Origin of the sequence: Bradyrhizobium sp. B124 (genome assembly GCF_038967635.1) — a bacterium.
Lineage (GTDB): Bacteria > Pseudomonadota > Alphaproteobacteria > Rhizobiales > Xanthobacteraceae > Bradyrhizobium.
The window spans coordinates 560,351-585,035 of the sequence record NZ_CP152413.1; the positions used below are offsets into that span (position 1 = coordinate 560,351).

The following is a 24,685-nucleotide window of genomic DNA, read 5'->3' on the forward strand; positions in this document are numbered from 1 at the left end:
GACCATCAGTTTTGGAACGAATATGCATCGCTACCGGTCACACACATGCGGCGCGCTCCGAGAGAGCGATATCGACCAGACGGCCCGGCTGTCAGGCTGGGTCCACCGTGTCCGGGACCATGGCGGCGTGCTGTTCGTCGATCTGCGCGACCATTACGGCATCACCCAGTGCGTGGCCGACCCGGACTCGCCGGCGTTCGCCGAGGTCGAGAAGTTCCGCTCGGAGTGGGTGGTCCGGATCGACGGCAAGGTGCGCCGCCGTCCCGCCGGCACCGACAATCCCGAACTGCCGACCGGCCTGATCGAAATCTACATCAAGGAGATCGAGGTGCTTGGTCCGGCGGCCGAGCTGCCGCTGCCGGTGTTCGGCGAGCAGGAATATCCCGAGGACATCAGGCTGAAGTACCGCTTCCTCGACCTGCGTCGCGAGAAGCTGCACCAGAACATCATGACCCGCGGCGCGGTGGTCGATTCCATGCGCAAGCGGATGAAGGAGCAGGGCTTCTTCGAATTCCAGACCCCGATCCTGACGGCGTCGTCGCCGGAAGGCGCGCGCGACTTCCTGGTGCCGTCGCGTATCCATCCCGGCAAGTTCTACGCGCTGCCGCAGGCGCCGCAGCAGTACAAGCAGCTGCTGATGATGTCGGGCTTCGACCGCTACTTCCAGATCGCGCCGTGCTTCCGCGACGAGGACCCGCGCGCCGACCGTCTGCCGGGCGAGTTCTATCAGCTCGACGTCGAGATGAGTTTTGTTACCCAGGACGACGTGTTCGCGGCGATGGAGCCGGTGATAACAGGCGTGTTCGAGGACTTTGCCAAGGGCAAGCCGGTCACGAAGAACTGGCCGCGAATTCCGTTCGCGGAAGCGGTGCGCAAATACGGCTCCGACAAGCCTGATTTGCGCAACAAGATCGTGATGCAGGAAGTCTCCGAGCATTTCCGCGGCTCCGGCTTCAAGGTGTTCGCGCGGATGCTGGAAGACCCGAAGAACCAGGTCTGGGCGATCCCCGGCACCGGTGGCGGCTCGCGCGCCTTCTGCGACCGCATGAACTCGTGGGCGCAGGGCGAGGGACAGCCGGGCCTCGGCTACATCATGTGGCGCGAGGGCGGCGAGGGCGCCGGTCCGCTTGCGAACAACATCGGCCCCGAACGGACCGCTGCGATCCGCGACCAGCTCGGCCTGAAGGAGGGCGATGCCGCGTTCTTCGTCGCCGGCGATCCCGAGAAGTTCTGGAAGTTCGCAGGTCTCGCGCGCACCAAGCTCGGCGAGGAATTGAATCTGATCGACAAGGACCGGTTCGAGCTCGCCTGGATCGTCGACTTCCCGATGTACGAGTATGACGAGGAGAACAAGAAGGTCGACTTCTCGCACAACCCGTTCTCGATGCCGCAGGGCGGTCTCGACGCGCTGAAGTCGCAGGATCCGCTGACGATCAAGGCGTTCCAGTACGACATCGCCTGCAACGGCTACGAGATCGCCTCCGGCGGCATCCGCAACCACAAGCCGGAAGCGATGGTGAAGGCGTTCGAGATCGCAGGCTATGGCGAGCAGGAGGTCATCGACCGCTTCGGCGGCATGTACCGCGCGTTCCAGTACGGCGCCCCGCCGCATGGCGGCATGGCGGCCGGCCTCGACCGCATCGTGATGCTGCTCTGCGGCACCAACAATCTGCGCGAGATCTCACTGTTCCCGATGAACCAGCAGGCCATGGACCTGTTGATGGGCGCGCCGTCGGAAGCCTCGCCGAAGCAGCTCAAGGAGCTGCACATCCGGACCAACCTGCCGGCGAAGAGCTGACGGCGGAGAGATTACCTAGCTCCGCTCTTGTCGAGTACGTAGCCCGGATGGAGCGAAGCGAAATCCGGGGCGGTCTCTCCTGCGGCGACATCTTTCCCGGATTGCGCTTCGCTGCATCCGGGCTACGGGATGGAGCGACCGCGTCACAGCCCCGTCGAGGCCTCGATCCGGAATTGCGCCAGCGCCGACTGTGGATCGGTCTTGAGCAGCTGCATCAGCTGAAGCGCCGGCGCTTTCGCGCGTGGGGTCAGCTTGATGACGAGCGTCTGTCCCGGCGTCTCGATGAACTGGCTGATCGCGGTGATGAGGGCCGTGGCATCCGGATTGGCGCCACCGATCGCTTCGCCCTGCGCCTTGATGCTGGTGAGAACGGCGTTGCGCGCCTCGTCGCGGCTGACGTTCTGGGTGCGCGCGTATTGGGCGATGGCGAGATCGATGACGCCGAGGTCGTGGACGGCAAGTTCGATCGTGCCGGCCTCGATCTGCGCGGCCGCGCCCATGGCTTCCGCGGCGCTGGTCGAGAATGCCTCGCGCGGCACGTTGGCGAGCGAGACCTTCGCCGACGCATTCAACAGGCCCGCCATGTCGAGCTTGACCGGCTCGAGCGCGAACGAGCGTGACGCCTCGGTCCAGACCGCGCCGAGATCGGCATCGACGGCCATCCGGTCGATCCCGGCGGCGACGAGTGCCTGTTGGCGCGGATCGGTCGCATCCAGCGGTGCCGCCATCTTCGCGACCAGCCGCAGCTTGCTCGGGATCGTTCCGACGAACTGGCCCCAGTCGAGGCTGAGGACGTCGATGTTGACCGGCTTGCCGGTGGCCTTGTAGGGCGAGGTGACACCCTTGATCTCGACCCCCTCGATCAGCGGGAACAGCGTGAGCGCCTGTTCAGGCGACGGCTTCTGCGCGGCGAACTGCGCCGAGAGCCGGATGAAACTGGCGACATCGAGCGACTTCAGCGCGAAGCGTCCGACCTTGAAGGGACCGTTCGGGGCATTGCCGTCAAGTCCGTCGACCGCAAGCTCGCCGATCTTGCCGTGTTCGAAGTTGAACCGCATCGAGGCAAGCCTGAGCGGGCCTTTCGGAGTCTCGACCGAGAGCCCATGCAGCTCGGCATTTCCGATGCTGGCACCCGAATAGAGGCCGGCGACTTTCTCCAGCAGTTCGCGCGCCTGGGCCGGAGACGGCGGTGGACTGCCCGGTGGCGGGACCATTGCCAGCAGCGCCGGCAGTTGCATCTTTGCCGGGTTGACCCTGACGTCGTCGATGGTCATCCCATCGATCCGCATGTTGAGGGGAGGCGTGGTCGTAGTGGTGATCACGTAGGGGCCGGCGGAAACGTGCCCCTGAACCCGGTACTCGCGGTCGTCATTGGCCTTGGCGGGATCGAATATCGCCGCCATCGCGCCGACGTCGATATCGGTCGCGACCATATTCGCAAGATCGCCGGTCGTCTTGATCGCCTTGCCCGCCGCCTGCGAGTTGATCGTGAACGCGACCTTGTCGATCTTGTTGGTGCCGATCTTTCCGTTCTTCATGTTTTCGATGGCAAGGCCCGAATAGGCGAATTCGCCACCGGCGCCGTCGCCGACATGTGCGGCGGCGCTGAAGGTCATCGTTCCAGTCAAGGTGGGCACGGTCACGGACGATGCGTTGATGCTCGCGAGCTGGGTGAATGCGAACCGGTACAGCTCGAAGATCGAGGACGAGGCCGGAAGCTGGGGCAGGCCGGCCGGACCGGAATAGTCCTTCACGGCGATGCGCGGCGCCTTGTAGGTCAGGGTGGCGATGGTCGGCGTCGGCCCCGTCGCGCCGATCTCGACATCATTGAATGCGATATTGTCAGCGGAGATCCGGCCCGCGTCGGTTTGACCGAGGCCCGTCATGGTGAGGCTGGCAATCCTGACGTTGACCGGAGATTGCGACCCCGACTCGGTGGCGATGTCCGAAATCGTCAGGGTGCGGCTCTTGGTGTCGAAGGTGATCTTGCCGTGGCTCGCCTTGGTGCCGGCGGCACGGACCTGCTCGAAGGCGGCCTCGACGTCGCGTGTGACCCGGCGCTGGGCATAGAAGTCGAAACCGAAGTAGCCGCCGGCCGCGACGACTGCGACGGCGACCAGGCCGAGCAGAATTTTCTTCATTCGGTCAACTCCGGATCATCAAGGAAAAAAATTGCCAATCGGCGGTCGGAAGGTGCAGCATCGATGAACGGGCCCGCCCGGGCCTGTTGACGGGGATAGTATCCGATGTTGCATCCAAGCGGCGGGACATGCTTCACATCCGGCTCGATTTGCCGGACAACTGACTTTTGCCTGGATTAGCACAGAAACAAGAAATTTGGGCCGGAAACGCGGGAAGCACGCATGTCGTCATCGTCTGAAGAACTCCATAACGCCGCGCTCGCCTATCACCGGCTGCCGCGGCCGGGCAAGCTCGAGATCCAGGCGATCAAGCCGCTCGCCAACCAGCGCGACCTGGCGCTGGCCTATTCGCCGGGCGTGGCCGCCGCCTGCACCGAGATCGCCAAGAACCCGGCCGAGGCGGCGACGCTGACCGCCCGCGCCAATCTGGTGGCCGTGGTCTCGAACGGCACGGCGGTGCTCGGGCTCGGCAATATCGGCCCGCTGGCCTCCAAGCCCGTCATGGAAGGCAAGGCGGTGCTGTTCAAGAAATTCGCCGGCATCGACGTGTTCGACATCGAGATCAACGCCAATACGATCGAGCGCGTGGTGGAGACCGTCGCGGCGCTGGAGCCGACCTTCGGCGGCATCAATCTGGAAGACATCCGCGGGCCGGAGTGCTTCGAGATCGAGGCGCAGCTCAAGGAGCGCATGAAGATTCCGGTGTTCCACGACGACCAGCATGGCACCGCCATCATCGTCGCGGCCGCGATCGTCAACGCGCTGCTGCTGAATGGCAAGAAGCTGCCTGACGTCAAGATCGTCTGCTCGGGCGCAGGCGCGGCGGCGATCGCCACGCTCAACCTGCTCGTGTCGATGGGCGCGCAGCGCAAGAATATCTGGGTCTGCGACATCGACGGCGTCGTCTATGAGGGCCGCAACACCACGATGGACCGTTGGAAGGCGGTCTATGTCCAGAAGACCGACGCGCGCGTGCTGGCCGATGTCATTCCGGGCGCGGACATCTTCATCGGGCTGTCGGCGCCGGGCGTGCTGAAGCCTGAGATGGTCAAGCAGATGGGGGATGGGCCGCTGGTGATGGCGCTTGCCAATCCGGTGCCGGAGATCATGCCGGAAGAGGCGCGCGCGGCGCGTCCCGACGCGATGATCTGCACCGGCCGGTCGGACTATCCGAACCAGGTCAACAACGTGCTGTGCTTCCCCTTCATCTTCCGCGGCGCGCTCGACGTCGGCGCCACCGCGATCAACGAGGCGATGAAGCATGCCGCAGTCGACGCGATCGCGCAGCTCGCGCGCGATCCGCCGTCGGATGCGGTGGCCCATGGTTTCGACACCGGCGAGACGCAGGGGTTCGGCCCGGGCTCGCTGATCCCGAGCCCGTTCGATCCGCGCCTGATCCTGCGTATCGCACCGGCCGTGGCCAAGGCCGCGATCGAGTCCGGTGTCGCGACCCGGCCGATCACCAATTTCGACGAGTACGCCGCCAATCTCGAACGTTTCGCGTTCCGCTCCGGCCTCACCATGAAGCCGGTGTTTGCCAAGGCGAAGACCCAGCCGGTGCGCGTGATCTACGCCGAAGGCGAGGATGAGCGCGTGCTGCGCGCGACCCAGGTGGTGCTCGAGGAAAAGCTGGCGCGGCCGATCCTGGTCGGCCGTCCGTCGGTGGTCGAAACCAGGATCAAGCGCTTCGGCCTGTCGATCAAGGCCGGCCGCGATTTCGATCTGGTCAATCCCGAGGACGATCCGCGCTACCGCTCCTATGTGCAGTCCTACATCGACGTTGCCGGCCGTCGCGGCGTGACGCCGGAGGCCGCGCGAACAGTGGTCCGCACCAACAATACGGTGATTGCGGCGCTGGCGGTGTCGCGCGGCGAGGCCGACGCGATGCTGTGCGGCGTCGAGGGCCGCTACATGAGCCATCTGCGCCATGTCCGCGAGATCATCGGCTTCCTGCCGGGGGTCAGCGACTATGCCGCGCTGGCGCTGATGATCACCTCCACCGGCGCCCATTTCCTCGCCGACACCCAGGTGCGGCCGAATCCGAGCGCGGAGGAACTGGCGGAAGTCGCATCGCTCGCGGCGATCCACGTCCAGCGCTTCGCCTTCAAGCCGAAGGTCGCCTTCGTGTCACATTCCGACTTCGGCAGCTATGATACGGACTCCTCCCGCAAGATGCGGCGGGCCACCCAGCTCTTGAAGGACAAGCATCCGGAGATCGAGGCCGACGGCGAAATGCAGGGCGACACCGCGCTGTCGGCGGTTGCGCGCAAGCTCGTCCTGCCGCAATCGCGGCTCGAAGGCGAGGCCAACATCCTGATCATGCCGAACCTCGATGCCGCCAACATCGCCTACCAGATGATCAAGTCGCTGGCCAACGCGTTGCCGGTGGGGCCGATCCTGATCGGTCCGGCGCGTCCGGCGCACATCCTCACCCCCGGCGTGACGGCGCGCGGCATCCTCAACATGACCGCGGTTGCCGCGGTCGAGGCCCAGGAGCGCGCCGGCCGCGCGCAGCCGACGCTGTTCGGCTGAGCAAGAGTTGTTTTCAGCATGATCTCCGCGCAAACGCATGGCGTTTGTCGCGGGGGAAAACCGCTAGGCACTTTGCGCTAGCGCGGCCCTTCGGGTCCGGATCATGCTCGAGACGGATTCGATTTGATCGAAGCAGGCGGGGCGGCCATACTCGCTCCGCCTGCTTCGTCCGATTTCTGCCATCCAGTGAGGCCGACCCATGCCAGCGTTCATTACCTTCGGGCGCATTCTGTTCGCCGTGCTGTTCCTCTATTCGGGGGCGAGCAAGCTGTTCGGCATCCAGGCGACGGCGGATCTGCTCACGGCCAAGGTGACGATCCCGGTAATCGTCGCGCCCTATACGCAGCAGATCGAAACCTTCGTCGGCATGCCATTCATGCAACTGCTGGCGATCACGATCGGCGGCTTCGAGATCATCGCGGGGCTGATGATCGCGGTGAACGTGCTGGCAAGGTTCTTCGCGATCCTGCTGATCATCTTCGTGTGCTTCACGACTTTCTATTTCCATGATTTCTGGAATCAGCCGGCGCCCGACAACGCCAAGACCCTGATCGACGCGCTGAAAAACCTGTCGCTGATCGGCGCGCTGTTCATCATCGCAGGCTACGGCCGCGGCCCGCGCCGCGACGACCCGGCGTATGGGGACGTGTAGGAAGATACGGCGTAGGATGGGTAGCTGCGTAGGATGGGTAGAGCGAAGCGAAACCCATCACCGTGCCGCAGGTTAGAAGTGATGGGTTTCGCTTCGCTCTACCCATCCTACGGGCATCGCCGCTTTCAACCCACTCGCCGCCATGGCGTGACGCTGACATCCTGCGCGGCGTCGATCAGTTGCGGCGCGCCGGCGTGAAGGCCGTGCGCTGACAGCACCTGCTGCGGGGTGCGGGCAGGGACGCCGGGAAAGCACGGCTCGCCGTCGGGGATGCGCACCTTGGGTGCGACCGAGAGCCAGAACGTGTCGTAGCGGTCCATGAACATGCCGAACACGCCGGGGCCGCCGATGATCGCGACCATGCCCGAGGTCACGCCGGCCTCGCGGCTCGCGGCCTCGAACGGGCAGCCGGCAGGATTCCACAACAGCGCCTTCGGATTGTCCGGGTCGGCTGCGATGGCCGCGACCTTGCCGGTCAGGATCAGGCGGCGCCGTTTCGGTGCGTTCGGCTGTTCTTCCTGGGAGTGGCGGCCATGCACCACGAGATCGGCACGGTCGAGGGCTGCGGTGAAGAACCGCTTGTCGCCCTCGACCTTGAGATCGTCGGGCATCACGTTGTGCGAGTTCGCCAGCCGGCCGTCGGCCGAGACGATGACAAAGCCCTCAATACGCAACGCAGACACCAGGATGGTCGCCGGCGCGGCTACTGATCGACGGTGGTGACGACGCTGTTCACCGGCCGCGAGCTTACCGTCGGCAGCTTGACGTCCTTGGCGAGCTCCTGCTCGTATTGCGGCAGCACGGTCGCCGGGAATTTGGCGCGCATCGCGACCACCTTGTAGCCGCCGGCCTTGAGCTGCGTCAGCAGCGTGGGCAGGGCCTCTGCAGTGTGCTTCTGGAAGTCGTGCATCAGGATGATGCCCTTGCCGAGCTTGGCGAGCTTCTTCATCACCGTGTCGATCACCTGTTGCGAGTTCTTCGACTTGAAGTCGAAGGAGTCGAGGTCGCAGGAGAAGATCGCGATGTTGCGGTTGCCGAGATAGGTGACCATCTCCGGCGGATGCTGCAGCGCCGGGAAGCGGAAGAACGGCGAGGGCGACGTCTCGAGCGCCCACTTGACCGCAGCCAGGCCGCGCTCGATCTCGTCCTTCTTCTGATCCTCGGTCAGCTTCTTGTTGTTCAGATTCTCGTGCGACCAGGTGTGCGAGCCGACGGTGTGGCCGGCGGCATAGACCTGGCGCAGGATTTCGGGGTGATAGGTGGCGTGCTTGCCGATCGGGAAGAAGATGCCCGTGGTGCACTCATCCGCGAGCGCCTTCAGCACCGCGGGTGTGTTTGCCGGCCACGGACCGTCGTCGAAGGTCAGCACCACCTCATGGTCGCGCAGGAAGTCGAGCTGCTTGAAATGCTCGAAGCCGAAGCCCGGACCGCCAGTGGTGTCGATCTCGACGGTGCGGGCGACGCCGAGCGCATTCGGATTGTTGCAGGCGGCACGTGCCGGCTGCGGCGGTTGCTTCGGCGGCACTTGAGCAGCCGTTGCGGCGGGCGCCGGTGCAGCGGCGGCAGGCGCCGCGGCCGCCGGCGCCGCGGCGGCGCCCTTGGCGGGCGGCGTCTGCGACCAAGCTGCGCTCGACGCGAGCAACGATACGGTCCCTGCGAAAATCAGACCTGCCGCAATGCGCATGGCGTGTTCCCTGCTGATCGCGCTCCCGGTGTCGGCACTGCCGCAACCAAGGCCGCTTCACCCCCAACCGATCGTACCCTAGTCACAGTGCCGACGCCAAGGCAATGAACGTGGCGCCCTCATGCCCAAAATCCCAGTTAATTCCGGGGATTATCGTGGCATCTCAGGCCGCCGCCAGTGCCCGTGCGATCCCGGTCTTGATGCGCGTGTCGTCCGGTGTGACCGACTCAGGGAAGACGTCGGCGATATAGCCGTCGCGGCCGATCAGGTATTTGTGGAAATTCCAGCGCGGCACGTCCTTCGGCCGTGCCTCCGCCGCCCAGCGGTAAAACGGGTGCGCGTTGGCGCCCTTGACCACGGCTTTCGCCGCGATCGGGAAGGTGACGCCGTATTGATGCTGCGCGGTCTCGGCGATCTCGGTCGGGCCGCCGGGTTCCTGGCCGCCGAAATCATTGGAGGGTACGCCGATGATGACGAAGCCGCGATCGCGGAATTCGGTCCACAATTGCTGCAGGCCGGCATATTGCGGCGTGAAGCCACAGAGCGAGGCCGTGTTCACGATCATCAGGGGATGGCCGGCATAGTCGGCAAGGCGGATGTCGCCGCCGGAGAGTGCCGGAAATGAGAAGGCGTAGGCGGTGATCCGGCTCATCGCCGGCTGCTCCGCATGCAGCGCACGGGATCCCGCGGCCGCGGCGAAGGCCGCCACGATCAGTGTCCTGCGGTCCATCATGGTCTCGTCCCCGGAACAGATGTCACTAACATCATAATCCAGCGGGCAGGCGCTGGCCTTCAAGAAGGCGTTATAGGTCGCGGTTAGCGCAGCGGCAGGATGAAGTCGGTGCCTTCGCCGGTCTCGCCCTGGTTCACGCCGAGGTCGGAGACGATGATCGATCCGCCGGTGCCGAGCGCTTCGTTAATCCGCGCCATCGCGTCGGCCGGGATTGAGATGCGGTCGAGCGCCTCGGTCGGGGTGTCGGTCGCCGGCTGCGGCTTGACCTCGGCCGGCGCTGCGGCCGCGAGCTTGCGACGATGCGCGGCACGTTCCTCGACATCGATGCGGAGGGCGTTGCGGGTCGGCAGCGTCACCACCGACCAGCGCAGCAGGTTCACATCGGTCTTGTCGGCCTCCGCGGTGAACACATGCGTGCCGAGCGGCCGGTCACTCGCCGCGATCGTCACCGGCGCCTCGAACAGCGGCGCAAAGTTCTGCCGCACATAGAGCTTGGAATCCTTGCGGCTGATGAATACCGCGATCTGTCCGGCGCGCTTCGGCGCGTCGATCTTGGCTACGCCCGGCAGCCGTGCTGGATCCTTGGCTGCGTCCTGCTTTGCATCCGGGGCATCAGCGGCGGTTGCGGCCTCGGCGGCCTCGTCCGCCGTCTTGACCGCATTCGCCGCATTGGCGGCGTCCTTGGCCGCATCAGCCTTCGATGCGTCGGCCTTGGGCGCCTCGACAACGCCAGGCTTGGCGGCGTCCGGCTTGGGCTCGTCGGCCTTGGCTTCGGCCTTCACCGGGTCGCTTGCGGACACCTCGGACTTCGGGGTGTCGGTGCTGCCGGTGACTTCGCCGACCGTCCTGTCGTCGTTGGCGACGCTGCTGTCGCCAGCAGCGGAGTTGGTCTCGGCCGGCTTGTCGGCCGCGGCAGTCTCGGTCGCGCTCGTCTCGGACTTGTCAGCCGCGATCTTCTCCGCAATGGCGTCGCGCGCGGTCGAGGAGGAGGCATCGGACATCGTCGCCGACGCGCTCGCCGCCGGCATCGCGCTGCTGGCGTCGGCGGTGTGGGTGTTGTCGCGCAGCGACGCGGCGGCGGCATGGCCGACGCTGGTGCGCAAGTCGAGACTGGATTGCTTGTCCGCACCCTTGTCGCTCTTCACGCCGAGCGGCGCATCCATCTTCAGGACTTCATCGGCAACCGGCTGCTGCGGGATGACCTTCTGCGTCACCAGCAGCGGATGCGAAAAACTCTCCGGCGAGATCGTGCCCGGCGTGACGAACACGCGGGCGCCCATCCGCGTCCAGTTGTACATCTTGACCGCAAACGACATCGGCATGCGGATGCAGCCATGCGAGGCCGGGTAGCCGGGCAGCACGCCGGCGTGCATGGCGATGCCCGACCAGGTGATGCGCTGCATGTACGGCATCGGCGCGCCGCTGTAGATGTTGGACTGGTGGTATTTCTGCTTCTGGATGACGCTGAAGACACCCATCGGGGTCGAATGCCCCTTCATGCCCGTCGATACCGGGCTCTCGGCGTAGAGGCCGTTGGCGTCGTAGATGCTGACGCGCTGCTGGTCGATCGAGACCGAGATGATCAGGGGACCCTGCGGCTTGCGGCCAGCCTCCTTCTCGATCGCCGGATTCTTCTTGGCCGTACTGCGCTTCGGCTTCGGCCGGGGCTGCTGCGGCGGCATCGGCTCGACATCGCCGTAATAGCCGGAGTCACGGTTCCAGTAGAACAGCGCTGCATCGGCCTGCGAAGAGGCGGCCACGGTGCCGGCCGCTGTCAGAATTGCAAACTGCCAGAACCGCCCGTTCGCAGAATCAAAAATCGAAATCCGACGTCCGCTTGCGCGCATATTCCGAATCCCAGTCCAAACTATCTGTTGGTTGTCGCAGACGCCGAACGCGTTCACCAGCGCAAGCGATCTAACCCTTCCGTGAGGGGCGATTTTTCGACGAAAGAGTAGCAAAAAAGCCTCACAGGAGGTTAAAGCGCCCGGTTTGATCACCGAACTGTCAGCGCCTTCCCGTGCGGCGTTTGCGCACTACATAGGCGGGACCCACCCCGCGGAGACCTCAATGACATCGAGAAATGTGAGCTTGTGTGACGTGCGATTGTTGTCTCGATGGGGCTGCGCGGCACTGCTGATGTTGCTTGCTTTGGGGCAGACAGTTCCCGCGGCCGCGGCTGACGAGCCGGACCTGATCTTTCGCCGCTCGACGGTGTTCAAATGGGTGAGCCCTAACGACAAGCTTGCGACCTATGGCGTCGACGACCCCGAGGTCGAGGGCGTCGCCTGTCACTTCACGGTGCCGGAGAAGGGCGGCTTCAAGGGCTGGCTCGGCCTTGCCGAAGAAGTCTCCGATATCTCGCTGGCTTGCCGGCAGATCGGGCCGATCCGCTTCAAGGGCAAGCTCGGCCAGGGCGACGACATGTTCAGCAAGCGGCGGTCGCTGTTCTTCAAGAAGATGCAGATCGTGCGGGGCTGCGACGCCAAGCGCAACGTGCTGGTCTATATGGTCTATTCCGACAAGCTGATCGAGGGCTCGCCAAAGAACTCGACGTCGTCAGTGCCGATCATGCCATGGGGCGCGGCCGACAGCACCGCCGTGCAGAAGTGCGGCGAATTCATTCAGTAGCGGGAGCAGGGGCTTGGCCCGGGCGGCTGACGCGGTGGACGAGCTAGCGCTTGGTTTGCCCGAACTGCTTCGCGCTGATGCTGAGGCCGGGGCGCGCCTTCGGGTCGTGGCAGCCGACGAGGCGGACCAGCTTCTGTTGCGCGCACTCATTGTCGCCCATCACATAGGCGCCCTGCTGTGGCATCGCGGCCGTCATCTGTTGCTGCTGGCCGGATTTGCTGGCCGCGGATTGATTGCCAACACCGATGTTGCCATTGCCCACGACTGACATCCTTCGTTGGATCGGGAATCACCTCAACGTGCCACCGCCGAGATGGTTGCACGGCGCCCAGATGAGTCGGCCGAACCGCCGGCCGGTTCACGCCGCCCTTGCTGTGCAACGTCCTGTCTCAGCAGAGGAAAGTTAAGAAAGCGCGGTAGCCCGCTCAATTTGCAAGCATAATCCGCAGGCAGGGTGCAATTGCCCGGGCGGCTCCCGACGCGCGAAATTTTGAACACGCTCATGGGTGGCATGCCGTCACTGATAACATTGGCGTTTTCCGGCCAATGTTTCGTGGGCTGCCCGCCGACGAAACAATTCTCCGGCCGACGAAACCATTTTCAGCTTGTTCCGCAGAACTCTCGAAACCGCAGATCGTTATCAAACCGTCAACACAACGGCGCCGGACGCCGAACAGGAATGACGGAGACTGTCAGATGCGGACCATGAGCCTGATCCTCGCCTTCGCTTTCGTGATGGCCGGTTCGTCGATGGCTGGTACCCCGGACAATGGTTTGCCCGGCATCGGCACCTTCTCCTACAACGGCTCGCCGGTGGTCACCTCGGCCCCGATGGTGGTGGCGCAGGCCAACTGAGCGCGACGCGACAAACAGAACTGCCGGTAAAGGCTCCCCATGTTGCTCCGTATCTGTTCCGCCGCGATCCTGGTATCGCTCGCCCTCGTAGGTTCCGCGCAGGCCCAATCCCAACTTCCGCTCGACTCGATACAGATCCGGTCGCTGTACCGGGTGCCCGAACCGCGCGACGAGTTCGTACGCCAGTGCGCGCCGCATATGCTCGGGCGCTGGGCGCATCCGGAGGCCGTGTGCGGTTGCCTCCACGACCATGCTGCCGCCACGGTGGACGATCCCGATCTGCGCCAGGCGCTGCTACGTGGCATCAGCGAGACCGGCGTGCCGACCATCGAGACCGATTGGGTGCCGCCGTCCAAGCAAAACGAGATTGGCCCGACCTTCACCAAGATCGCCAAGCCGACGCTGCAATGCATGTTCGAGCCGATCTCGAACTGAGCGGCGTGTTGCCGAATGCAATGATGGACGAGGCGCCTCGCGACAGCGGGGCGCTTTACTTTTTGGCGAGGCGCGGCACGCAGCTTTGGGTCCGCACCACACCGTTCTGGCTCAGCCTGGCGCCGATCACCTGCTTGATCTGCCCGGCCGGGCAGGAGCCGTCATCGACCAGGACGCGCTGACCGACCCGGAGGTCGACGATGTCAGCCTCGCGCATGACGGTCTGTGCGGAAGCGGAATGAATGATCGCGAGAAATGCCGCGGCGCTGACCAGCGCGACCAATCCAATGCGCGGCATCGCAGCCTCCTTCACTTGTTCTGAATCTTGACCCCGTCGGGGCCGACATTGATCTGCAGGCCTTCGGGCTGCTTCTTTGCCTGATACAGATTGTAGCCGAGCATTCCTGCGATCACGACCAGCGCGCCGATCACGAGATACAGGACGTTGCGATTGGGCATCCGGTATCTCCGTAAGCGGACACAAAGCGCTTTCGAGCGAAGTGGATACCGCTTCGCGTGAAGAAAACGCGTCAAAACGAGAATCCAGAGCCCCGTTCCGATTCCATCGGAACGGAAAAGGCTCTGACTGAACGCGGGCGACCTTAGTCAGGTGGTTGCGATTCTCCTAGAGCGCTGCGGCCCGGCGGATGGCTTCACCGATATCTTGCGCGTTGCGCGTAGCGCAGTCAGCGTTGTCTTCGCCAATTGTTCCGCCGACGCGACCAGTTGCGGAACCGGATGACCGGAGAATCCCAGCACGAAGCCGGGTAGTGGGCGTGCACGATGATAGGTCTCGGCGAGCAGCCAGCCACCGACGCCGGCAGCCGTCTTGGCCTGCGCGGCAACCAACGGATCGGTCGCGGGATCGAGCCGCGCCACCAGATGCAGGCCCTGCGACGGCACGGGAACCGTGAGCTCGCCCTCGGATGCGCGGGTGAGTGTCGACGCCAGCACGTCGCGCGCCTCGCGATAGAGTTTTCGCGATTTGCGCAGGTTCGCAGCGAAGGCGCCGGAGTTCAGCATGTCGGCGACCGCGCCTTCCATCAGGGTGCCGGGAAAGCGATCGAGCGCGGCGCGCGCCGCCGTCACCGGACCGATCAAGGCTTCGGGCAGGGCGCAGTAACCGATCCGCAATCCCGGAAACAGCGTCTTTGCAAACGTCCCCATGTAGATCACGCGGCGCAGATGATCGATGCCGGCGAGCGACAGCAGCGGCGCGCCGTCATAGCGGAACTCGCTGTCGTAATCGTCTTCGAACACGAAGGCGCCGGCATCGCGGGCCCAGTCGAGCAGCTCGAGCCGGCGCGGCATCGCCATCTGCACGCCGAGTGGAAACTGGTGCGATGGCGTGACATAGGCGGCGCGCGCCGCGGGAGCGGATAAGCGTCCCTTGTCGACGCGCATGCCCGAGCCATCGACCGGCACCGAGACCGGGCGATAGCCGCAATGCTCGATCGCGCGCCGAGCCGCCGGATAGCCGGGGTCCTCGCACCACACCTGATCGCCGGGCTTGAGGATTGCCCCGAGCACGATGCGCAGCGCATGCAGCGTGCCCGAGGCCAGCATGATCTGGTCGGGATCGCAGCGCAGCCCGCGCGCCGACAGCAGATGGTCCGAGATCGCGGCGCGCAACTCGCTGCTGCCGCGGGGATCGCCGTAATGCAGATGCTCGGAGCCGAAGGCGCGCAGCCGGCGGCCGGCAAAGGCGCGGAAGCGCTGCAGCGCGCGGTCATCGATATGGGTGCAGCCGAGCGACAGCGCATTGTGCTGCGGCGGCTCGATCTCGATCTTCGCGCGTCGCGGCGCTGTGGCCTGGGCCGGAATGCGCGCCGCGACGAAGGTGCCGGAGCCGGTGATTGCGACCGCGAAGCCGTCGGCGATCAGCCGCTCATAGGCCGTGGTGACCGCGTTGCGGCGGAAGCCGGTCTGCTTGGCGAGGGCGCGCGACGGCGGCAGCGGCTCGCCTGGCTTGACGAGGCCGCCGACGATCGTGTGGCACAGCGCCTGATAGAGCCGCTGCTGCGAGGCCGCTGCTGCCGTCACGTGCGGGCCGGTGAGGTCGAGCGGCAGCTCGGGCTTGCGCGCCGCGGGCTTGCGGGAATTGGTCGGAATTTTTCGCATAGAATTGGCACTATCGCAGACCAAATGGGCCGCTACAACTCTGGACAGATTCCAGATTTCGAAAGGCACTGCAGTGACCGAAGGCGCGTCCACTCCGTCCTACCCCATGTCGTCCCGCAACCGGGTCAAGCGCCGCCATGACCGCGGCTTCTACGACCACGCTACCGTGCACAAGATCCTGGACGCCTCGATGCTGTGCCACGTCTCCTACGTGATCGACGGACAGCCCTATTGCACGCCGACCTTCTTCTGGCGCGAGGGCACCAAGCTCTATTGGCACGGCTCCAGCGCGAGCCGGATGCTGGAGAACCAGTCGGAAGGGCAGCGGGTGTGCCTGACGGTCGCCCATCTCGACAGCCTGGTGCTGGCGCGCTGCGGCTTCAACCATTCGGCCGACTATCGCGCGGTGATGGCGTTCGGCACCGCCCATCTCGTCACCGATCCGGAAGAGAAGGAGCGCGCGATCGTTGCGATGGTCGACCGCTTCTTTCCCGAGCGCACCGCAAGCCTGCGCGCCAGCAACAAGCAGGAGATCAAGGCGACCTCGTTCATCGCGATGGAGATCGAGGAGGCCTCGGCAAAGGTGCGCGCCAAGGGCGTCGCCGACGACGACGAGGATTACGAGTTGCCGATCTACGCCGAGCGCATTCCGGTGCGCACCGTGCTCGGCGCGCCCGAGCCGTGTCCGCGGCTGCTCGACGGCGTGACGCGGCCTGCGACGCTCGATGGCTATTCGGAAGGCCGTCTGCTCGAAGATGCATTGCGGGATGCTTATTTTGCGCAATACAAGGAGGGGTGAAATCGGGTTACGGTGCGGCTCCCGCCCTTTCTGATGTCCCCCATGGAGCTGCCGAATGACTGCCGAGACGCAACAACGAATCCTTGCTGCCGTAGACGAGGGATTCGATGCGCAGCTTGCGACGACGCAGGCCCTTGTCGCGATCCCCTCGACCCGCGGCGCCGAGGGGCCGTGCCAGGACATGATCGGCGATCTCCTGCGCCAGCGCGGTTATGAGGTCGACGACTGGCACATCAATCTCGACGAGCTGAAGGATTTGCGCGGCTTCGGCCCGATCGAGCATGATTTCTCCAAGGCGCGCACGGTGGTCGGCACCTACCGCCCGGCCACCAATGCCGGCAAATCGCTGATCCTGCAGGGCCACTGCGACGTGGTGCCGACCGGTCCGCTCGAGATGTGGGAGACGCCGCCGTTCTCGCCCGTCATCAAGGACGGCAGGATGTATGGCCGCGGCGCCTGCGACATGAAGTCCGGCACCATCGCTGCGCTCTACGCGCTGGATGCGATCAAGCAGGCCGGCCTGAAGCCGACGGCGCGGATTCACTTCCAGTCTGTGATCGAGGAGGAGAGCACCGGTGTCGGCGCGCTCTCGACTTTGCAGCGCGGCTACCGCGCCGATGCCTGCTTCATCCCGGAGCCGACCAACGGCAAGATGATCCGCTCGCAGGTCGGCGTGATCTGGTTCCGCCTGAAGGTACGCGGCTTCCCGGTGCATGTGTTCGAGGCCGGCGCCGGCTCGAACGCGATCATGGCGGCGTATCACCTGGTGCATGCGCTGGAGAAGCTCGAGATCGCCTGGAACGAGCGCGCCAAGGCCGATCGTCATTTCAAGAACGTCAATCATCCGATCAACTTCAATCCGGGCATCATCAAGGGCGGTGACTGGGCCTCCAGCGTGCCAGCCTGGTGCGATGTCGACTGCCGCATCGCGGTGCTGCCGGGCTGGTCGATCGCCGAGTGCCAGAAGGAGATTCTGGCCTGCGTGTCGGCCGCGGCGCGCGATCACCGCTTCCTCTCCAACAATCCGCCGCAGGTGGAATGGTCGGGATTCCTGTCGGAAGGCTACGAACTGGTGAACTCCGAAGCGCCGGAAGCGGCCTTCGCCATGGCGCATCAGGCGGTCTATGGCGGGGCGGTGGAAGACCGCGCCTTCACCGCGCTGACCGACACGCGCTTCTACGGCCTGAACTACGACATCCCGAGCCTCTGCTTCGGCGCCAGTGGCGCGGCGATGCACGGCTTCAACGAATACGTCGAATTGGACTCGCTGCGGAAGTCAACCAAGGCCATCGCGCTGTTCATCGCGGAATGGTGCGGAGTGGAGAAGGCGTAGGTAGCCTCTCCGTCATTGCGAGGAGCGAAGCGACGAAGCAATCCATTTCGCGGCAAGCGGTGACATGGATTGCTTCGCTTCGCTCGCAATGACGGCGCAGTTGTCCTATGCGCGCCCCGCCCATAACGCCTTGACGATCGCATCGAGCCCGTCGGTCAGTGCGGCGGGGCCGGGCTGCAGGATAATCGGCGACTTGATCTCGACGATGCGGTTGTCGCGCACCGCTGGGATGTCGCTCCAGCCACAGCGCTTGCGGATGCGGTCGGGCACGACCCTCTTGCCGCACCAGGAGGCCAGGATGACGTCGGGCATCGCCGCGCGCACGGCGTCGGGCGTGACGATGCGATCCTTGGCCGCCTGGTGCACCCGCAGATGCGGCAGCGCGTCCTCGCCGCCGGCTATCTCGATCAGTTCGGACACCCAGCCGATGCCGCTGATCAGCGGATCGTCCCATTCCTCGAAATAGACCTTCGGCCGCGGCGCCGGGCGCGGCGCTGCTGCGATTGCGGCCAGCCGTTGTTCGAGGCCTTGCGCGAGCTGCCCGGCGCGATCGGCGGCGCCGACCATCGCGCCCAAGGTGCGGATCATCGCGAGGATGCCGGCGACATCGCGCTGGTTGAAGACGTGGACGGCGACACCGGCGCGCACGAGATCGGCGACGATGTCGGCCTGCAGATCGGAGAAGGCGAGCACCAGATCGGGGTCGAGCGCCAAAATCTTGGGAATGTCGGCGGAGATGAACGCCGACACGCGCGGCTTCTCGCGGCGGACCTGCGGCGGTCGCACCGCGTAGCCGGAGACGCCGACGATGCGGTCCTGCTCGCCCAGCAGATACAGCGTCTCGACCGTCTCTTCGGTCAGGCAGACGATCCGGCGGGGAGGGAAGTCGCGCATCGCGGACGGTATGCAGACTCGCCAAGGATTGTCACGGCGGCCATGACGTCATCCGCACCATTACCTCGGAGGTCATTGCCGGGCCTGATCAGGCATTCCATCATGCCGGCACGAACATCGAAGAAGGCCGAAGGCGCGGGGGCTGCTCGCGCATCAACGCCGCAAGAACAAGCCAGGGAGTGCCCATGACGCCGCTCGAAAAGATACAGTCGATGAAGATGCCGTTTGCGGAACTGAAGGGCGTCACCTTCACCGAGGCCGGCCCGGATCGCGTGGTTGCGAAAATGCTGGTGCGGCCGGACCTCTGTACCCTCCGCAACACCATCCACGGCGGCGCGGTGATGGCCTTCGCCGACTCGGTCGGCGCCGCCGCCACCGTGATCAACCTGCCTGAGGACGCCAAGGGCACCACGACGCTGGAGAGCAAGACCAACTTCGTCGGCGGGGCGAAGGAGGGGACCACCGTGATCGCGACGGCGACCCCGGTTCACCGCGGCCGGCGGACCCAGGTCTGGCAGACCAGGCTGGAGACTGAAGACGGCAAGCTGGTCGCGGTGGTTACGCAAACGCAGCTGGTATTGTGATGAGGCAATGATGTGATTTACCGATCACATCATTGTTTACTTAAATGAATCTAGACACTTGAATTATATGGTGCGTTGCACAATATAGGGACTGCTAGGGACTCAACGCCTCCTCGAGGGCTACCAAGAGGAGTTATGAAATGAACTATGATTCCATCCGTCCGACGTCCGCCAAGGGCACCGTGCGGACGTTGAGCCAGCAGGAGGAGCTTCCTCTGCTGCGCGATCACCTGTTGCGACTGGACCGTACCAGCCGCCATGATCGTTTTCATGGCTTCATCGACGACAGTTTCATCCGCCGCTATGCCGAGCGTTGCGCCAACGACGGCACGGTCATCATCGCCTATTTCGAGGATGGCGTGGTCCGCGGCGCGGCCGAACTGCATCCGCCGGAGCAGTCACCGGATGTGCAGCCGGAAATCGCCTTCAGTGTGGAGCGGTCGGTGCGGCGCAAGGGCGTCGGCAGCACCCTGTTCCGCAAGCTGATCGCCGAGGCGCATGCCAATGGCTACAGCAGCCTGCGCATCACCACGGGCGCGCAGAACGACGCGATGCGTGCGCTCGCCACCAAGTTCGGTGCGCAGCTGACCTTCCGTCACGGTGAATCCACCGGCAGCATCGATCTGACCGAGCGGAACCAGCCTGAACCGGCGCCGGCCGCTGCACCGGTTACGCCGGTCGAGGCCGCGCGCGCGATCGTCGACATGAACCGCGCCTATTGGCGAATGGTGATGCAGATGTCCGGCTGGGGCCGGGCCGCCTGAGCCGATAGCGTTTCCAAGCGAAGTGGACACGGGTTCGCGTGGAGGGAACGCGTCCAATAAGAATCTCAGATCAAACGTAAAAAGGGCAATCCGTTCAGCGGATTGCCCTTTTTCTTTGAGTAACCGGATGTTGTATTTCAGGTGCCGGTGCGCTTGGCGGGCGCGAGACGGCGGACCACGCGGCGCTCGACCACGACGGAGCGCTGCGCGCCCTGTTCGCCGGCGATCACGCGGGTTGCCGTGCCGGTGCGGGCGCTGACGCGCGCGGTCTTCTTCACCTCGGCCAGCACCTCTTCATAGGGCAGCCCCATCAGCGACGACGCGATCTCGGCCTGGGCCTCCACGTCATCGGTGATGCCGATGGCGGCGAAGATTGCCTCCTCCAGCGTCGGCGGATCATGCCGCACGCGCCGGGTGCCATACTTGGTGTTCCAGTCTCCGCTCATCGCCGCCTCATCTTTGAATCGCGGGAGATACGTAAGGTCCCCAATGTTGCATTGCAATATGAATATGAGATGGCAATCCAGCCATGCAGCTAGAGTCTCTCAATCTTGTGAGCGTCATAAAGTTCGATGGTGGTCGCCGCGGCCGCAAGGGATTGCAGGGACCGGACGAAATCGCGTGAGGCGGGGACCGAAAAATGCGCCGCCAGCGCGGCGCGGTCGGCCCATTGCTCGAAAAATACCAGCCTGAGCGGATTCTCGCAGTCGACCTGGACCGAATGCGAGATGCAGCCGGGCTCGGTGCGCGAGCGATGGACATGTTCGAGGCTCAACCGCCGCACCTCGTCGAACGAGTCGAGGCGGGCGGTGACGCTGCCGGTGACGACAATCATGATCTCCCCCAGTCCGTTACGGGGCGGCTTCCGCCCCTGACGCATTGATCGGTTGCTGCGGCCAGCGCTTCAGCGCGGCACGGCCGGCATCGGTCAACACATAGATGCCGCGCTCCGCGCGATCGAACCAGCCGTAGACATTATGCTGCAGGATCTTGCCGGCGTCGGGAATCTCGGCGCGGAGGTCGCGCACCCGCCGGGGCCCATCGGACAGCGCACAGGCGCAGGCCAGCGCCTGCTGCCGGTAGGCGGTCATGATCGGCGCGCGCGTCGATCCGCCCGTGGCTGGATCGCCCTTGCGCTTCCGGTGCTCGGAGATCAGGCGCGAGCGCTTCTTCGGATTGCGGCGCGGTGCCACAGTCGGCGGCGGCACCAGCACCTCGACGTCGCCGCGGTCGGTGACGCCGAGCATGCCGAAGCCGAGCCGCCGGCACAGATTGCGATACCGCGCGTCGCTCTCGCGGCCCTTGCCGCGGGCCGAAACCTTGGCCGCGATCCACACCTCGTCGGCGGCGCCGGCGCGATCGACCGCCTGCAGGATCAGTTCGAGATTGAAGGCGAGCTTCAACTCACCGACCACGACGACAGGTGGATCGCCGCCGCTCAGCGCCACGAGGTCGCAGCCGCCGATCTCGCCCTTCACCGTGAAGCCGAGCTTTTCGAGGAAGTGTTTGACGGGCAGATAAAGCGCGGTTTCCAACAGGCAGGCTCCTGCGGCATCCGGCCGCGACTCAGGCGCCAGCATAGCGCGGAATTGCACCCACTGAGGCGGATGGAATTTGCCCAAAGCGCAGCCAGGCGGCTATTATTGGGCCGGGACAGGGCGCGACCATTACATGATCCGGAACGGCCTCTATCACATCACCGTCGAATTTCTCGATGGAGTCTCTGGCGGCAACCAGGGCGTCATGGTGCTGCGCGACGGCCAGATGCGCGGCGGTGACTCGTTCTTCTTCGCCCATGGCAGCTACACCGCGGCCGACGGCAAGTGGAAGGGCGAGGTCACCAACGAGGAGCATTCGCCGACCTATGGCGAGCGCCCGGTGTGGGAACGCAAGGTGGTCACCATCGGTTTTACCGGCACCTACACCGACGAGACCGCCGAGGGCAACGGCATGGCGCTGGCCGGCAAGCAGAGCATCCGCTTCAGGTCGAAGCTGCGGCTGTTGGTTGCTGACTAAACCCGCCCATTCACCGGCAGCAACGCGCCGGTGACGGCGCTTGCGGCGTCGCTGGCGAGGAACAGGATCACGTCGGCGAGTTCCTTTGGCGTCACCCATTTCGAAATGTCGGCCTTCGGCATCGCGGCGCGATTGGCGGCGGTGTCGATGATCGAGGGCAGCACGGCATTGACCGTGACCTTGCCCTTGAGTTCGGCGGCGAGCGACTCGGTGAGGCGGTGCACGCCGGCCTTTGACGCAGCGTAGGGGCCCATCCCGGACGCCGCCTGCAGTGCGCCGAGCGCACCGATATTGATGATGCGTCCGGCGCCGGATTTGGTGAGATGCGGGATCGCCGCATGCGACGTATTGAAGGCGGTCATCACGTTCATCGCGTACATGCGCTGCCAGGTCGCGGGATCGCCGTCGCTCACCGCCTCGAAGGTAAAGCCGCCTGCGATATTGATCAGCCCGTCGAGCCGGCCGAAATGCGCCGCCGCCTTGTCGATCGCAGCCGTCGCCTGCGCGGTGTCGGTGAGGTCGACGCCGCCGAGTTCGATACGATCGGCCGTCGCGGCAAGCTGCGAGGCCGCATGATCGATGCCGGCAACGCGCGCGCCGCGCGCCAGGGCTTCTTCGGCGACCACCTTGCCAAGCGCGCCGAGCGCGCCGGTGATGACGATGGCTTTTCCGTTCATGGCGGTCTCCGTATCAGCAACAGGTTGCTACCCACTATGATCAGGCGGATTTCATTTGCAATGCCGCCAATTTCGTCTCCTACTGCGCGCATTAATCAATTTATTCGCCTCAAGGATGTTTGCGATGCCGACACCAAGGCCGTGCGAAACCCATCTCGAACTCGTCAAGTTCGGACATCGGCTGCCGCACTTCGCGGAAGCGCTCAGACATCAGCGCAAGATCAAGGTGGTGGCGCTCGGATCGTCGTCGACGGCGGGCGCAGACAACATCCTGCCATACCCGCCGCGGCTCGAAATGCTGCTGCGGCAACGCTTCTTCGGCCGGATGATCGATGTGATCAACCGCGGGATCGGCGGCCAGGAGGCGCCGGAGGAATATTCGCGCATCGAGTCCGACGTCACGACCGAGGCGCCGGTGCTGGTGATCTGGCAGGTCGGCACCAACGCCGTCTACAAGAGCTACAATCCGGCCGAGGTGCGCGCCACGCTGGAGGCCGGGCTCGACGTGCTCGCCGCGCAGCCGCTCGACGTGGTCGTGATGGATTCCCAGTACACGCAGGCGATCGTGGGAACGGACGCTGCGCTCAATCTCGCCAATGTGATCATGCCGATGATCGCGGAAGTCACGTCAAGCAAGGGCGTCAACCTGTTCAGTCGGTTCGCGCTGATGAAGCGTTGGGCCGATGCCGGGATTCCGCTTGGCGAGCTCGACGATGGCGGCCAACTTCACACCAGCGAATGGGCGACCAATTGCGTGACCCAGTCGCTGTTCGGCGCGGTCGACGAGGCTTTGAAGCCGGAGGCGATCACGTAGCGCTGACTACGTAAGACTACGGAGGTGGGCCGGTTGGATAAAATTTGCGGCACTTCCGTAAGTCGTTTTCAGAATCCTTTCCTTAGAAGCGGAACTCCAGCCAAGGTAGGGGTTATTCGAATGGGAAATCTTCCGGATCACGGTTTACCGCTCGTTCAGCTTAAGGAGCAGCGGCGCGATCTCGTGGTGGCGCTGCAAAACCGCAACGGACCGGTGGGCAGCTGGGAATTGATGCAGATCGCGGCGATCCAGCAGGCGATCTCGGCGTTCGAGGATGTGATTGCCGACCTCGATGCGGAGCTTGAGCTCGAGGCCGCGGCGGCCTGAGCTTTTTTCAGTTTGGCTGCGTTTTCTTCACGCGAACCGGTGTCCACTCGATAACGCTCTCGCGTAAATTGATCAGGCCTGCAAATAGCGGCCTTCAAGCGCCTTGCGCTCGGCCTGGCCGAGCCCGAGGCCTTCGCGGAAATAGCCGTCGAGGCCGCCATAGTCGGCATCGATCGCCTCGAACGCCGCCTCCAGAAACGCCGCGCGTACGGTGCCGAGCACCTGCTTGACGTCATCGGGCAGCTCGGTGCTGTGGGCCGGGTCGCGCTTGTAGAACTGGTTGGTCAGGAGATAGTCGTCCGCGATCACCTGATCGGACACGCCGAGCGCGTGCAGGATCAGCGCGCAGGCAAAGCCGGTGCGATCCTTGCCGGCGGTGCAGTGGATCACCAGCGGGGCGCGGTCCTCGAGCAGATGGGCGAACAGCGTGCGATAGCGCGGCGTGTTGTCCTGCACATAGCCGCGGTAGGAACCCCGCATCACATCGATCGCGTCGGCTTCCAGGAGCTGACGTTGGCTGGCGATCGCGCGCAGCGAAGCAACCACCGTCGGCTCGACCGGAAGCGAATGCACGGTGACATCAGTCATGCTGCACAGCGCCTCGGCGCGCTCGGCGACGCCGCGGAAATCGAATGCGCTCTTGACGCCGAGGCCGCGCACCACGGTGACGTCGTGCTCGGTGAGATGCGCCAGATGGTTGGAGCGGAAGATCTGCCGCCAGCGCACCGTCCGGCCGTCACGCGTCTGGTAGCCGCCAAGGTCGCGAAAATTGCTGGCGCCGGCGAGGTTGAGGTGACGGGCAGGGACTTCTGACATCGGGCGGGCCTGTTGCAGCTGATGAGCTCTTGGCGCAGGAATCTTGGCGCACGAATCCCTGGCACAGAAATCCTGGCGC

28 protein-coding genes are annotated in these 24,685 nt (G+C 64.8%); 13 read left to right on the plus strand and 15 right to left on the minus strand.

The window, feature by feature from the left end; genetic code table 11:
* Positions 1 to 22 precede the first annotated feature (22 nt).
* Positions 23 to 1,798, plus strand: a complete 1,776-nt coding sequence (aspS, locus tag AAFG13_RS02520) for an aspartate--tRNA ligase (RefSeq protein WP_212317682.1) — start codon at positions 23 to 25, stop codon at positions 1,796 to 1,798.
* Positions 1,799 to 1,941: 143 nt separating this feature from the next.
* Here aspS and AAFG13_RS02525 read toward each other — a convergent pair whose 3' ends face one another.
* Positions 1,942 to 3,939, minus strand: coding sequence for a hypothetical protein (locus AAFG13_RS02525; RefSeq protein ID WP_342711028.1), 1,998 nt, complete (start codon positions 3,937 to 3,939; stop codon positions 1,942 to 1,944).
* A gap of 222 nt (positions 3,940 to 4,161) precedes the next feature.
* Between AAFG13_RS02525 and AAFG13_RS02530 the strand changes: the two genes are divergently transcribed.
* Both AAFG13_RS02530 and AAFG13_RS02535 read left to right on the plus strand, forming a co-directional pair.
* Positions 4,162 to 6,471, plus strand: coding sequence for an NADP-dependent malic enzyme (locus AAFG13_RS02530; RefSeq protein ID WP_212317678.1), 2,310 nt, complete (start codon positions 4,162 to 4,164; stop codon positions 6,469 to 6,471).
* Between the two features lie 199 nt (positions 6,472 to 6,670).
* Positions 6,671 to 7,123, plus strand: coding sequence for a DoxX family protein (locus AAFG13_RS02535; protein WP_212317676.1), 453 nt, complete (start codon positions 6,671 to 6,673; stop codon positions 7,121 to 7,123).
* 125 nt (positions 7,124 to 7,248) lie between these two features.
* On the opposite strand, the gene AAFG13_RS02540 is transcribed toward AAFG13_RS02535, so the two are convergent.
* The 4 genes from AAFG13_RS02540 to AAFG13_RS02555 all read right to left on the minus strand — a co-directional run bounded on the left by AAFG13_RS02540 (position 7,249) and on the right by AAFG13_RS02555 (position 11,387).
* On the minus strand, positions 7,249 to 7,806 hold the full coding sequence (locus tag AAFG13_RS02540) for a dihydrofolate reductase (protein ID WP_212317674.1): 558 nt from the start codon (positions 7,804 to 7,806) through the stop codon (positions 7,249 to 7,251).
* A 20-nt stretch (positions 7,807 to 7,826) separates the two neighbouring features.
* Positions 7,827 to 8,807 carry a polysaccharide deacetylase family protein gene (locus AAFG13_RS02545; RefSeq protein WP_212317672.1) on the minus strand — a complete coding sequence of 327 codons (981 nt, stop codon included), beginning with the start codon at positions 8,805 to 8,807 and terminating at the stop codon, positions 7,827 to 7,829.
* A 163-nt stretch (positions 8,808 to 8,970) separates the two neighbouring features.
* Entirely contained in the window at positions 8,971 to 9,540 is a 570-nt protein-coding gene (locus AAFG13_RS02550) for a glutathione peroxidase (protein ID WP_212317670.1), read from the minus strand.
* Positions 9,541 to 9,623: 83 nt separating this feature from the next.
* Positions 9,624 to 11,387, minus strand: coding sequence for a L,D-transpeptidase (locus tag AAFG13_RS02555; RefSeq protein ID WP_342711029.1), 1,764 nt, complete (start codon positions 11,385 to 11,387; stop codon positions 9,624 to 9,626).
* Between the two features lie 223 nt (positions 11,388 to 11,610).
* Here AAFG13_RS02555 and AAFG13_RS02560 point away from each other — a divergent pair, with 223 nt between their 5' ends.
* On the plus strand, positions 11,611 to 12,171 hold the full coding sequence (locus AAFG13_RS02560) for a CreA family protein (protein WP_212317667.1): 561 nt from the start codon (positions 11,611 to 11,613) through the stop codon (positions 12,169 to 12,171).
* 43 nt (positions 12,172 to 12,214) lie between these two features.
* Here AAFG13_RS02560 and AAFG13_RS02565 read toward each other — a convergent pair whose 3' ends face one another.
* On the minus strand, positions 12,215 to 12,442 hold the full coding sequence (locus AAFG13_RS02565; RefSeq protein WP_212317665.1) for a hypothetical protein: 228 nt from the start codon (positions 12,440 to 12,442) through the stop codon (positions 12,215 to 12,217).
* 425 nt (positions 12,443 to 12,867) lie between these two features.
* Between AAFG13_RS02565 and AAFG13_RS02570 the strand changes: the two genes are divergently transcribed.
* Complete coding sequence (locus AAFG13_RS02570; RefSeq protein WP_021079698.1) at positions 12,868 to 13,026, plus strand: hypothetical protein; 159 nt, start codon at positions 12,868 to 12,870, stop codon at positions 13,024 to 13,026.
* A gap of 39 nt (positions 13,027 to 13,065) precedes the next feature.
* Entirely contained in the window at positions 13,066 to 13,461 is a 396-nt protein-coding gene (locus AAFG13_RS02575) for a hypothetical protein (protein ID WP_342711030.1), read from the plus strand.
* Between the two features lie 55 nt (positions 13,462 to 13,516).
* On the opposite strand, the gene AAFG13_RS02580 is transcribed toward AAFG13_RS02575, so the two are convergent.
* The 3 genes from AAFG13_RS02580 to AAFG13_RS02590 all read right to left on the minus strand — a co-directional run bounded on the left by AAFG13_RS02580 (position 13,517) and on the right by AAFG13_RS02590 (position 15,582).
* Positions 13,517 to 13,759, minus strand: a complete 243-nt coding sequence (locus tag AAFG13_RS02580; RefSeq protein ID WP_342711031.1) for a DUF6719 family protein — start codon at positions 13,757 to 13,759, stop codon at positions 13,517 to 13,519.
* Positions 13,760 to 13,770: 11 nt separating this feature from the next.
* Entirely contained in the window at positions 13,771 to 13,920 is a 150-nt protein-coding gene (locus tag AAFG13_RS02585; protein WP_165445530.1) for a hypothetical protein, read from the minus strand.
* A 147-nt stretch (positions 13,921 to 14,067) separates the two neighbouring features.
* Complete coding sequence (locus tag AAFG13_RS02590; RefSeq protein ID WP_342711032.1) at positions 14,068 to 15,582, minus strand: PLP-dependent aminotransferase family protein; 1,515 nt, start codon at positions 15,580 to 15,582, stop codon at positions 14,068 to 14,070.
* 73 nt (positions 15,583 to 15,655) lie between these two features.
* Here AAFG13_RS02590 and AAFG13_RS02595 point away from each other — a divergent pair, with 73 nt between their 5' ends.
* Together AAFG13_RS02595 and AAFG13_RS02600 are read left to right on the plus strand one after the other, a co-directional pair.
* A complete protein-coding gene (locus AAFG13_RS02595) occupies positions 15,656 to 16,381 on the plus strand; it encodes a pyridoxamine 5'-phosphate oxidase family protein (RefSeq protein WP_212317657.1) in 726 nt (241 codons plus the stop codon).
* Positions 16,382 to 16,436: 55 nt separating this feature from the next.
* Positions 16,437 to 17,714, plus strand: a complete 1,278-nt coding sequence (locus AAFG13_RS02600) for an ArgE/DapE family deacylase (protein WP_342711033.1) — start codon at positions 16,437 to 16,439, stop codon at positions 17,712 to 17,714.
* A gap of 105 nt (positions 17,715 to 17,819) precedes the next feature.
* On the opposite strand, the gene AAFG13_RS02605 is transcribed toward AAFG13_RS02600, so the two are convergent.
* Complete coding sequence (locus tag AAFG13_RS02605; RefSeq protein WP_342711034.1) at positions 17,820 to 18,608, minus strand: cobalamin-binding protein; 789 nt, start codon at positions 18,606 to 18,608, stop codon at positions 17,820 to 17,822.
* Between the two features lie 185 nt (positions 18,609 to 18,793).
* On the opposite strand from AAFG13_RS02605, the gene AAFG13_RS02610 reads away from it, so the two are divergent.
* Complete coding sequence (locus AAFG13_RS02610) at positions 18,794 to 19,192, plus strand: PaaI family thioesterase (RefSeq protein WP_342711035.1); 399 nt, start codon at positions 18,794 to 18,796, stop codon at positions 19,190 to 19,192.
* 140 nt (positions 19,193 to 19,332) lie between these two features.
* Positions 19,333 to 19,956 (plus strand): GNAT family N-acetyltransferase, encoded by a 624-nt coding sequence (locus AAFG13_RS02615; protein ID WP_212317649.1) that lies wholly within the window; start codon positions 19,333 to 19,335, stop codon positions 19,954 to 19,956.
* Between the two features lie 137 nt (positions 19,957 to 20,093).
* Here the strand turns inward: AAFG13_RS02615 and AAFG13_RS02620 are convergent, their stop codons facing one another.
* The 3 genes from AAFG13_RS02620 to AAFG13_RS02630 form a co-directional block, all read right to left on the minus strand.
* A complete protein-coding gene (locus tag AAFG13_RS02620; protein WP_050401418.1) occupies positions 20,094 to 20,402 on the minus strand; it encodes a hypothetical protein in 309 nt (102 codons plus the stop codon).
* Between the two features lie 89 nt (positions 20,403 to 20,491).
* Positions 20,492 to 20,791 (minus strand): putative quinol monooxygenase, encoded by a 300-nt coding sequence (locus tag AAFG13_RS02625; protein WP_342711037.1) that lies wholly within the window; start codon positions 20,789 to 20,791, stop codon positions 20,492 to 20,494.
* Between the two features lie 16 nt (positions 20,792 to 20,807).
* Positions 20,808 to 21,491 carry a DUF2161 family putative PD-(D/E)XK-type phosphodiesterase gene (locus tag AAFG13_RS02630; protein WP_342711038.1) on the minus strand — a complete coding sequence of 228 codons (684 nt, stop codon included), beginning with the start codon at positions 21,489 to 21,491 and terminating at the stop codon, positions 20,808 to 20,810.
* A gap of 79 nt (positions 21,492 to 21,570) precedes the next feature.
* Between AAFG13_RS02630 and AAFG13_RS02635 the strand changes: the two genes are divergently transcribed.
* Positions 21,571 to 21,972, plus strand: a complete 402-nt coding sequence (locus AAFG13_RS02635) for a GrlR family regulatory protein (protein WP_249131189.1) — start codon at positions 21,571 to 21,573, stop codon at positions 21,970 to 21,972.
* On the opposite strand, the gene fabG is transcribed toward AAFG13_RS02635, so the two are convergent.
* Positions 21,969 to 22,649 (minus strand): 3-oxoacyl-ACP reductase FabG, encoded by a 681-nt coding sequence (fabG, locus tag AAFG13_RS02640; protein WP_212317641.1) that lies wholly within the window; start codon positions 22,647 to 22,649, stop codon positions 21,969 to 21,971. The two genes, AAFG13_RS02635 and fabG, sit on opposite strands and share 4 nt — an antisense overlap.
* Positions 22,650 to 22,773: 124 nt before the next feature.
* Between fabG and AAFG13_RS02645 the strand changes: the two genes are divergently transcribed.
* Both AAFG13_RS02645 and AAFG13_RS02650 read left to right on the plus strand, forming a co-directional pair.
* Positions 22,774 to 23,463 (plus strand): SGNH/GDSL hydrolase family protein, encoded by a 690-nt coding sequence (locus tag AAFG13_RS02645; protein WP_342711039.1) that lies wholly within the window; start codon positions 22,774 to 22,776, stop codon positions 23,461 to 23,463.
* Between the two features lie 120 nt (positions 23,464 to 23,583).
* On the plus strand, positions 23,584 to 23,790 hold the full coding sequence (locus tag AAFG13_RS02650; RefSeq protein ID WP_038375209.1) for a hypothetical protein: 207 nt from the start codon (positions 23,584 to 23,586) through the stop codon (positions 23,788 to 23,790).
* A gap of 72 nt (positions 23,791 to 23,862) precedes the next feature.
* Here AAFG13_RS02650 and AAFG13_RS02655 read toward each other — a convergent pair whose 3' ends face one another.
* Positions 23,863 to 24,606 carry a tyrosine-protein phosphatase gene (locus AAFG13_RS02655; RefSeq protein ID WP_212317637.1) on the minus strand — a complete coding sequence of 248 codons (744 nt, stop codon included), beginning with the start codon at positions 24,604 to 24,606 and terminating at the stop codon, positions 23,863 to 23,865.
* Positions 24,607 to 24,685 lie beyond the last annotated feature (79 nt).

Coding starts and splice junctions, on each gene's coding strand:
- aspS (WP_212317682.1), top strand. CDS start 23: ATGCATCGCTACCGGTCACACACATGCGGCGCGCTCCGAGAGAGCGAT.
- AAFG13_RS02525 (WP_342711028.1), bottom strand. CDS start 3,939: ATGAAGAAAATTCTGCTCGGCCTGGTCGCCGTCGCAGTCGTCGCGGCC.
- AAFG13_RS02530 (WP_212317678.1), top strand. CDS start 4,162: ATGTCGTCATCGTCTGAAGAACTCCATAACGCCGCGCTCGCCTATCAC.
- AAFG13_RS02535 (WP_212317676.1), top strand. CDS start 6,671: ATGCCAGCGTTCATTACCTTCGGGCGCATTCTGTTCGCCGTGCTGTTC.
- AAFG13_RS02545 (WP_212317672.1), bottom strand. CDS start 8,807: ATGCGCATTGCGGCAGGTCTGATTTTCGCAGGGACCGTATCGTTGCTC.
- AAFG13_RS02550 (WP_212317670.1), bottom strand. CDS start 9,540: ATGATGGACCGCAGGACACTGATCGTGGCGGCCTTCGCCGCGGCCGCG.
- AAFG13_RS02555 (WP_342711029.1), bottom strand. CDS start 11,387: ATGCGCGCAAGCGGACGTCGGATTTCGATTTTTGATTCTGCGAACGGG.
- AAFG13_RS02560 (WP_212317667.1), top strand. CDS start 11,611: ATGACATCGAGAAATGTGAGCTTGTGTGACGTGCGATTGTTGTCTCGA.
- AAFG13_RS02565 (WP_212317665.1), bottom strand. CDS start 12,442: ATGTCAGTCGTGGGCAATGGCAACATCGGTGTTGGCAATCAATCCGCG.
- AAFG13_RS02570 (WP_021079698.1), top strand. CDS start 12,868: ATGCGGACCATGAGCCTGATCCTCGCCTTCGCTTTCGTGATGGCCGGT.
- AAFG13_RS02575 (WP_342711030.1), top strand. CDS start 13,066: ATGTTGCTCCGTATCTGTTCCGCCGCGATCCTGGTATCGCTCGCCCTC.
- AAFG13_RS02580 (WP_342711031.1), bottom strand. CDS start 13,759: ATGCCGCGCATTGGATTGGTCGCGCTGGTCAGCGCCGCGGCATTTCTC.
- AAFG13_RS02585 (WP_165445530.1), bottom strand. CDS start 13,920: ATGCCCAATCGCAACGTCCTGTATCTCGTGATCGGCGCGCTGGTCGTG.
- AAFG13_RS02590 (WP_342711032.1), bottom strand. CDS start 15,582: ATGCGAAAAATTCCGACCAATTCCCGCAAGCCCGCGGCGCGCAAGCCC.
- AAFG13_RS02600 (WP_342711033.1), top strand. CDS start 16,437: ATGACTGCCGAGACGCAACAACGAATCCTTGCTGCCGTAGACGAGGGA.
- AAFG13_RS02605 (WP_342711034.1), bottom strand. CDS start 18,608: ATGCGCGACTTCCCTCCCCGCCGGATCGTCTGCCTGACCGAAGAGACG.
- AAFG13_RS02610 (WP_342711035.1), top strand. CDS start 18,794: ATGACGCCGCTCGAAAAGATACAGTCGATGAAGATGCCGTTTGCGGAA.
- AAFG13_RS02615 (WP_212317649.1), top strand. CDS start 19,333: ATGAACTATGATTCCATCCGTCCGACGTCCGCCAAGGGCACCGTGCGG.
- AAFG13_RS02620 (WP_050401418.1), bottom strand. CDS start 20,402: ATGAGCGGAGACTGGAACACCAAGTATGGCACCCGGCGCGTGCGGCAT.
- AAFG13_RS02625 (WP_342711037.1), bottom strand. CDS start 20,791: ATGATTGTCGTCACCGGCAGCGTCACCGCCCGCCTCGACTCGTTCGAC.
- fabG (WP_212317641.1), bottom strand. CDS start 22,649: ATGAACGGAAAAGCCATCGTCATCACCGGCGCGCTCGGCGCGCTTGGC.
- AAFG13_RS02645 (WP_342711039.1), top strand. CDS start 22,774: ATGCCGACACCAAGGCCGTGCGAAACCCATCTCGAACTCGTCAAGTTC.
- AAFG13_RS02650 (WP_038375209.1), top strand. CDS start 23,584: ATGGGAAATCTTCCGGATCACGGTTTACCGCTCGTTCAGCTTAAGGAG.
- AAFG13_RS02655 (WP_212317637.1), bottom strand. CDS start 24,606: ATGTCAGAAGTCCCTGCCCGTCACCTCAACCTCGCCGGCGCCAGCAAT.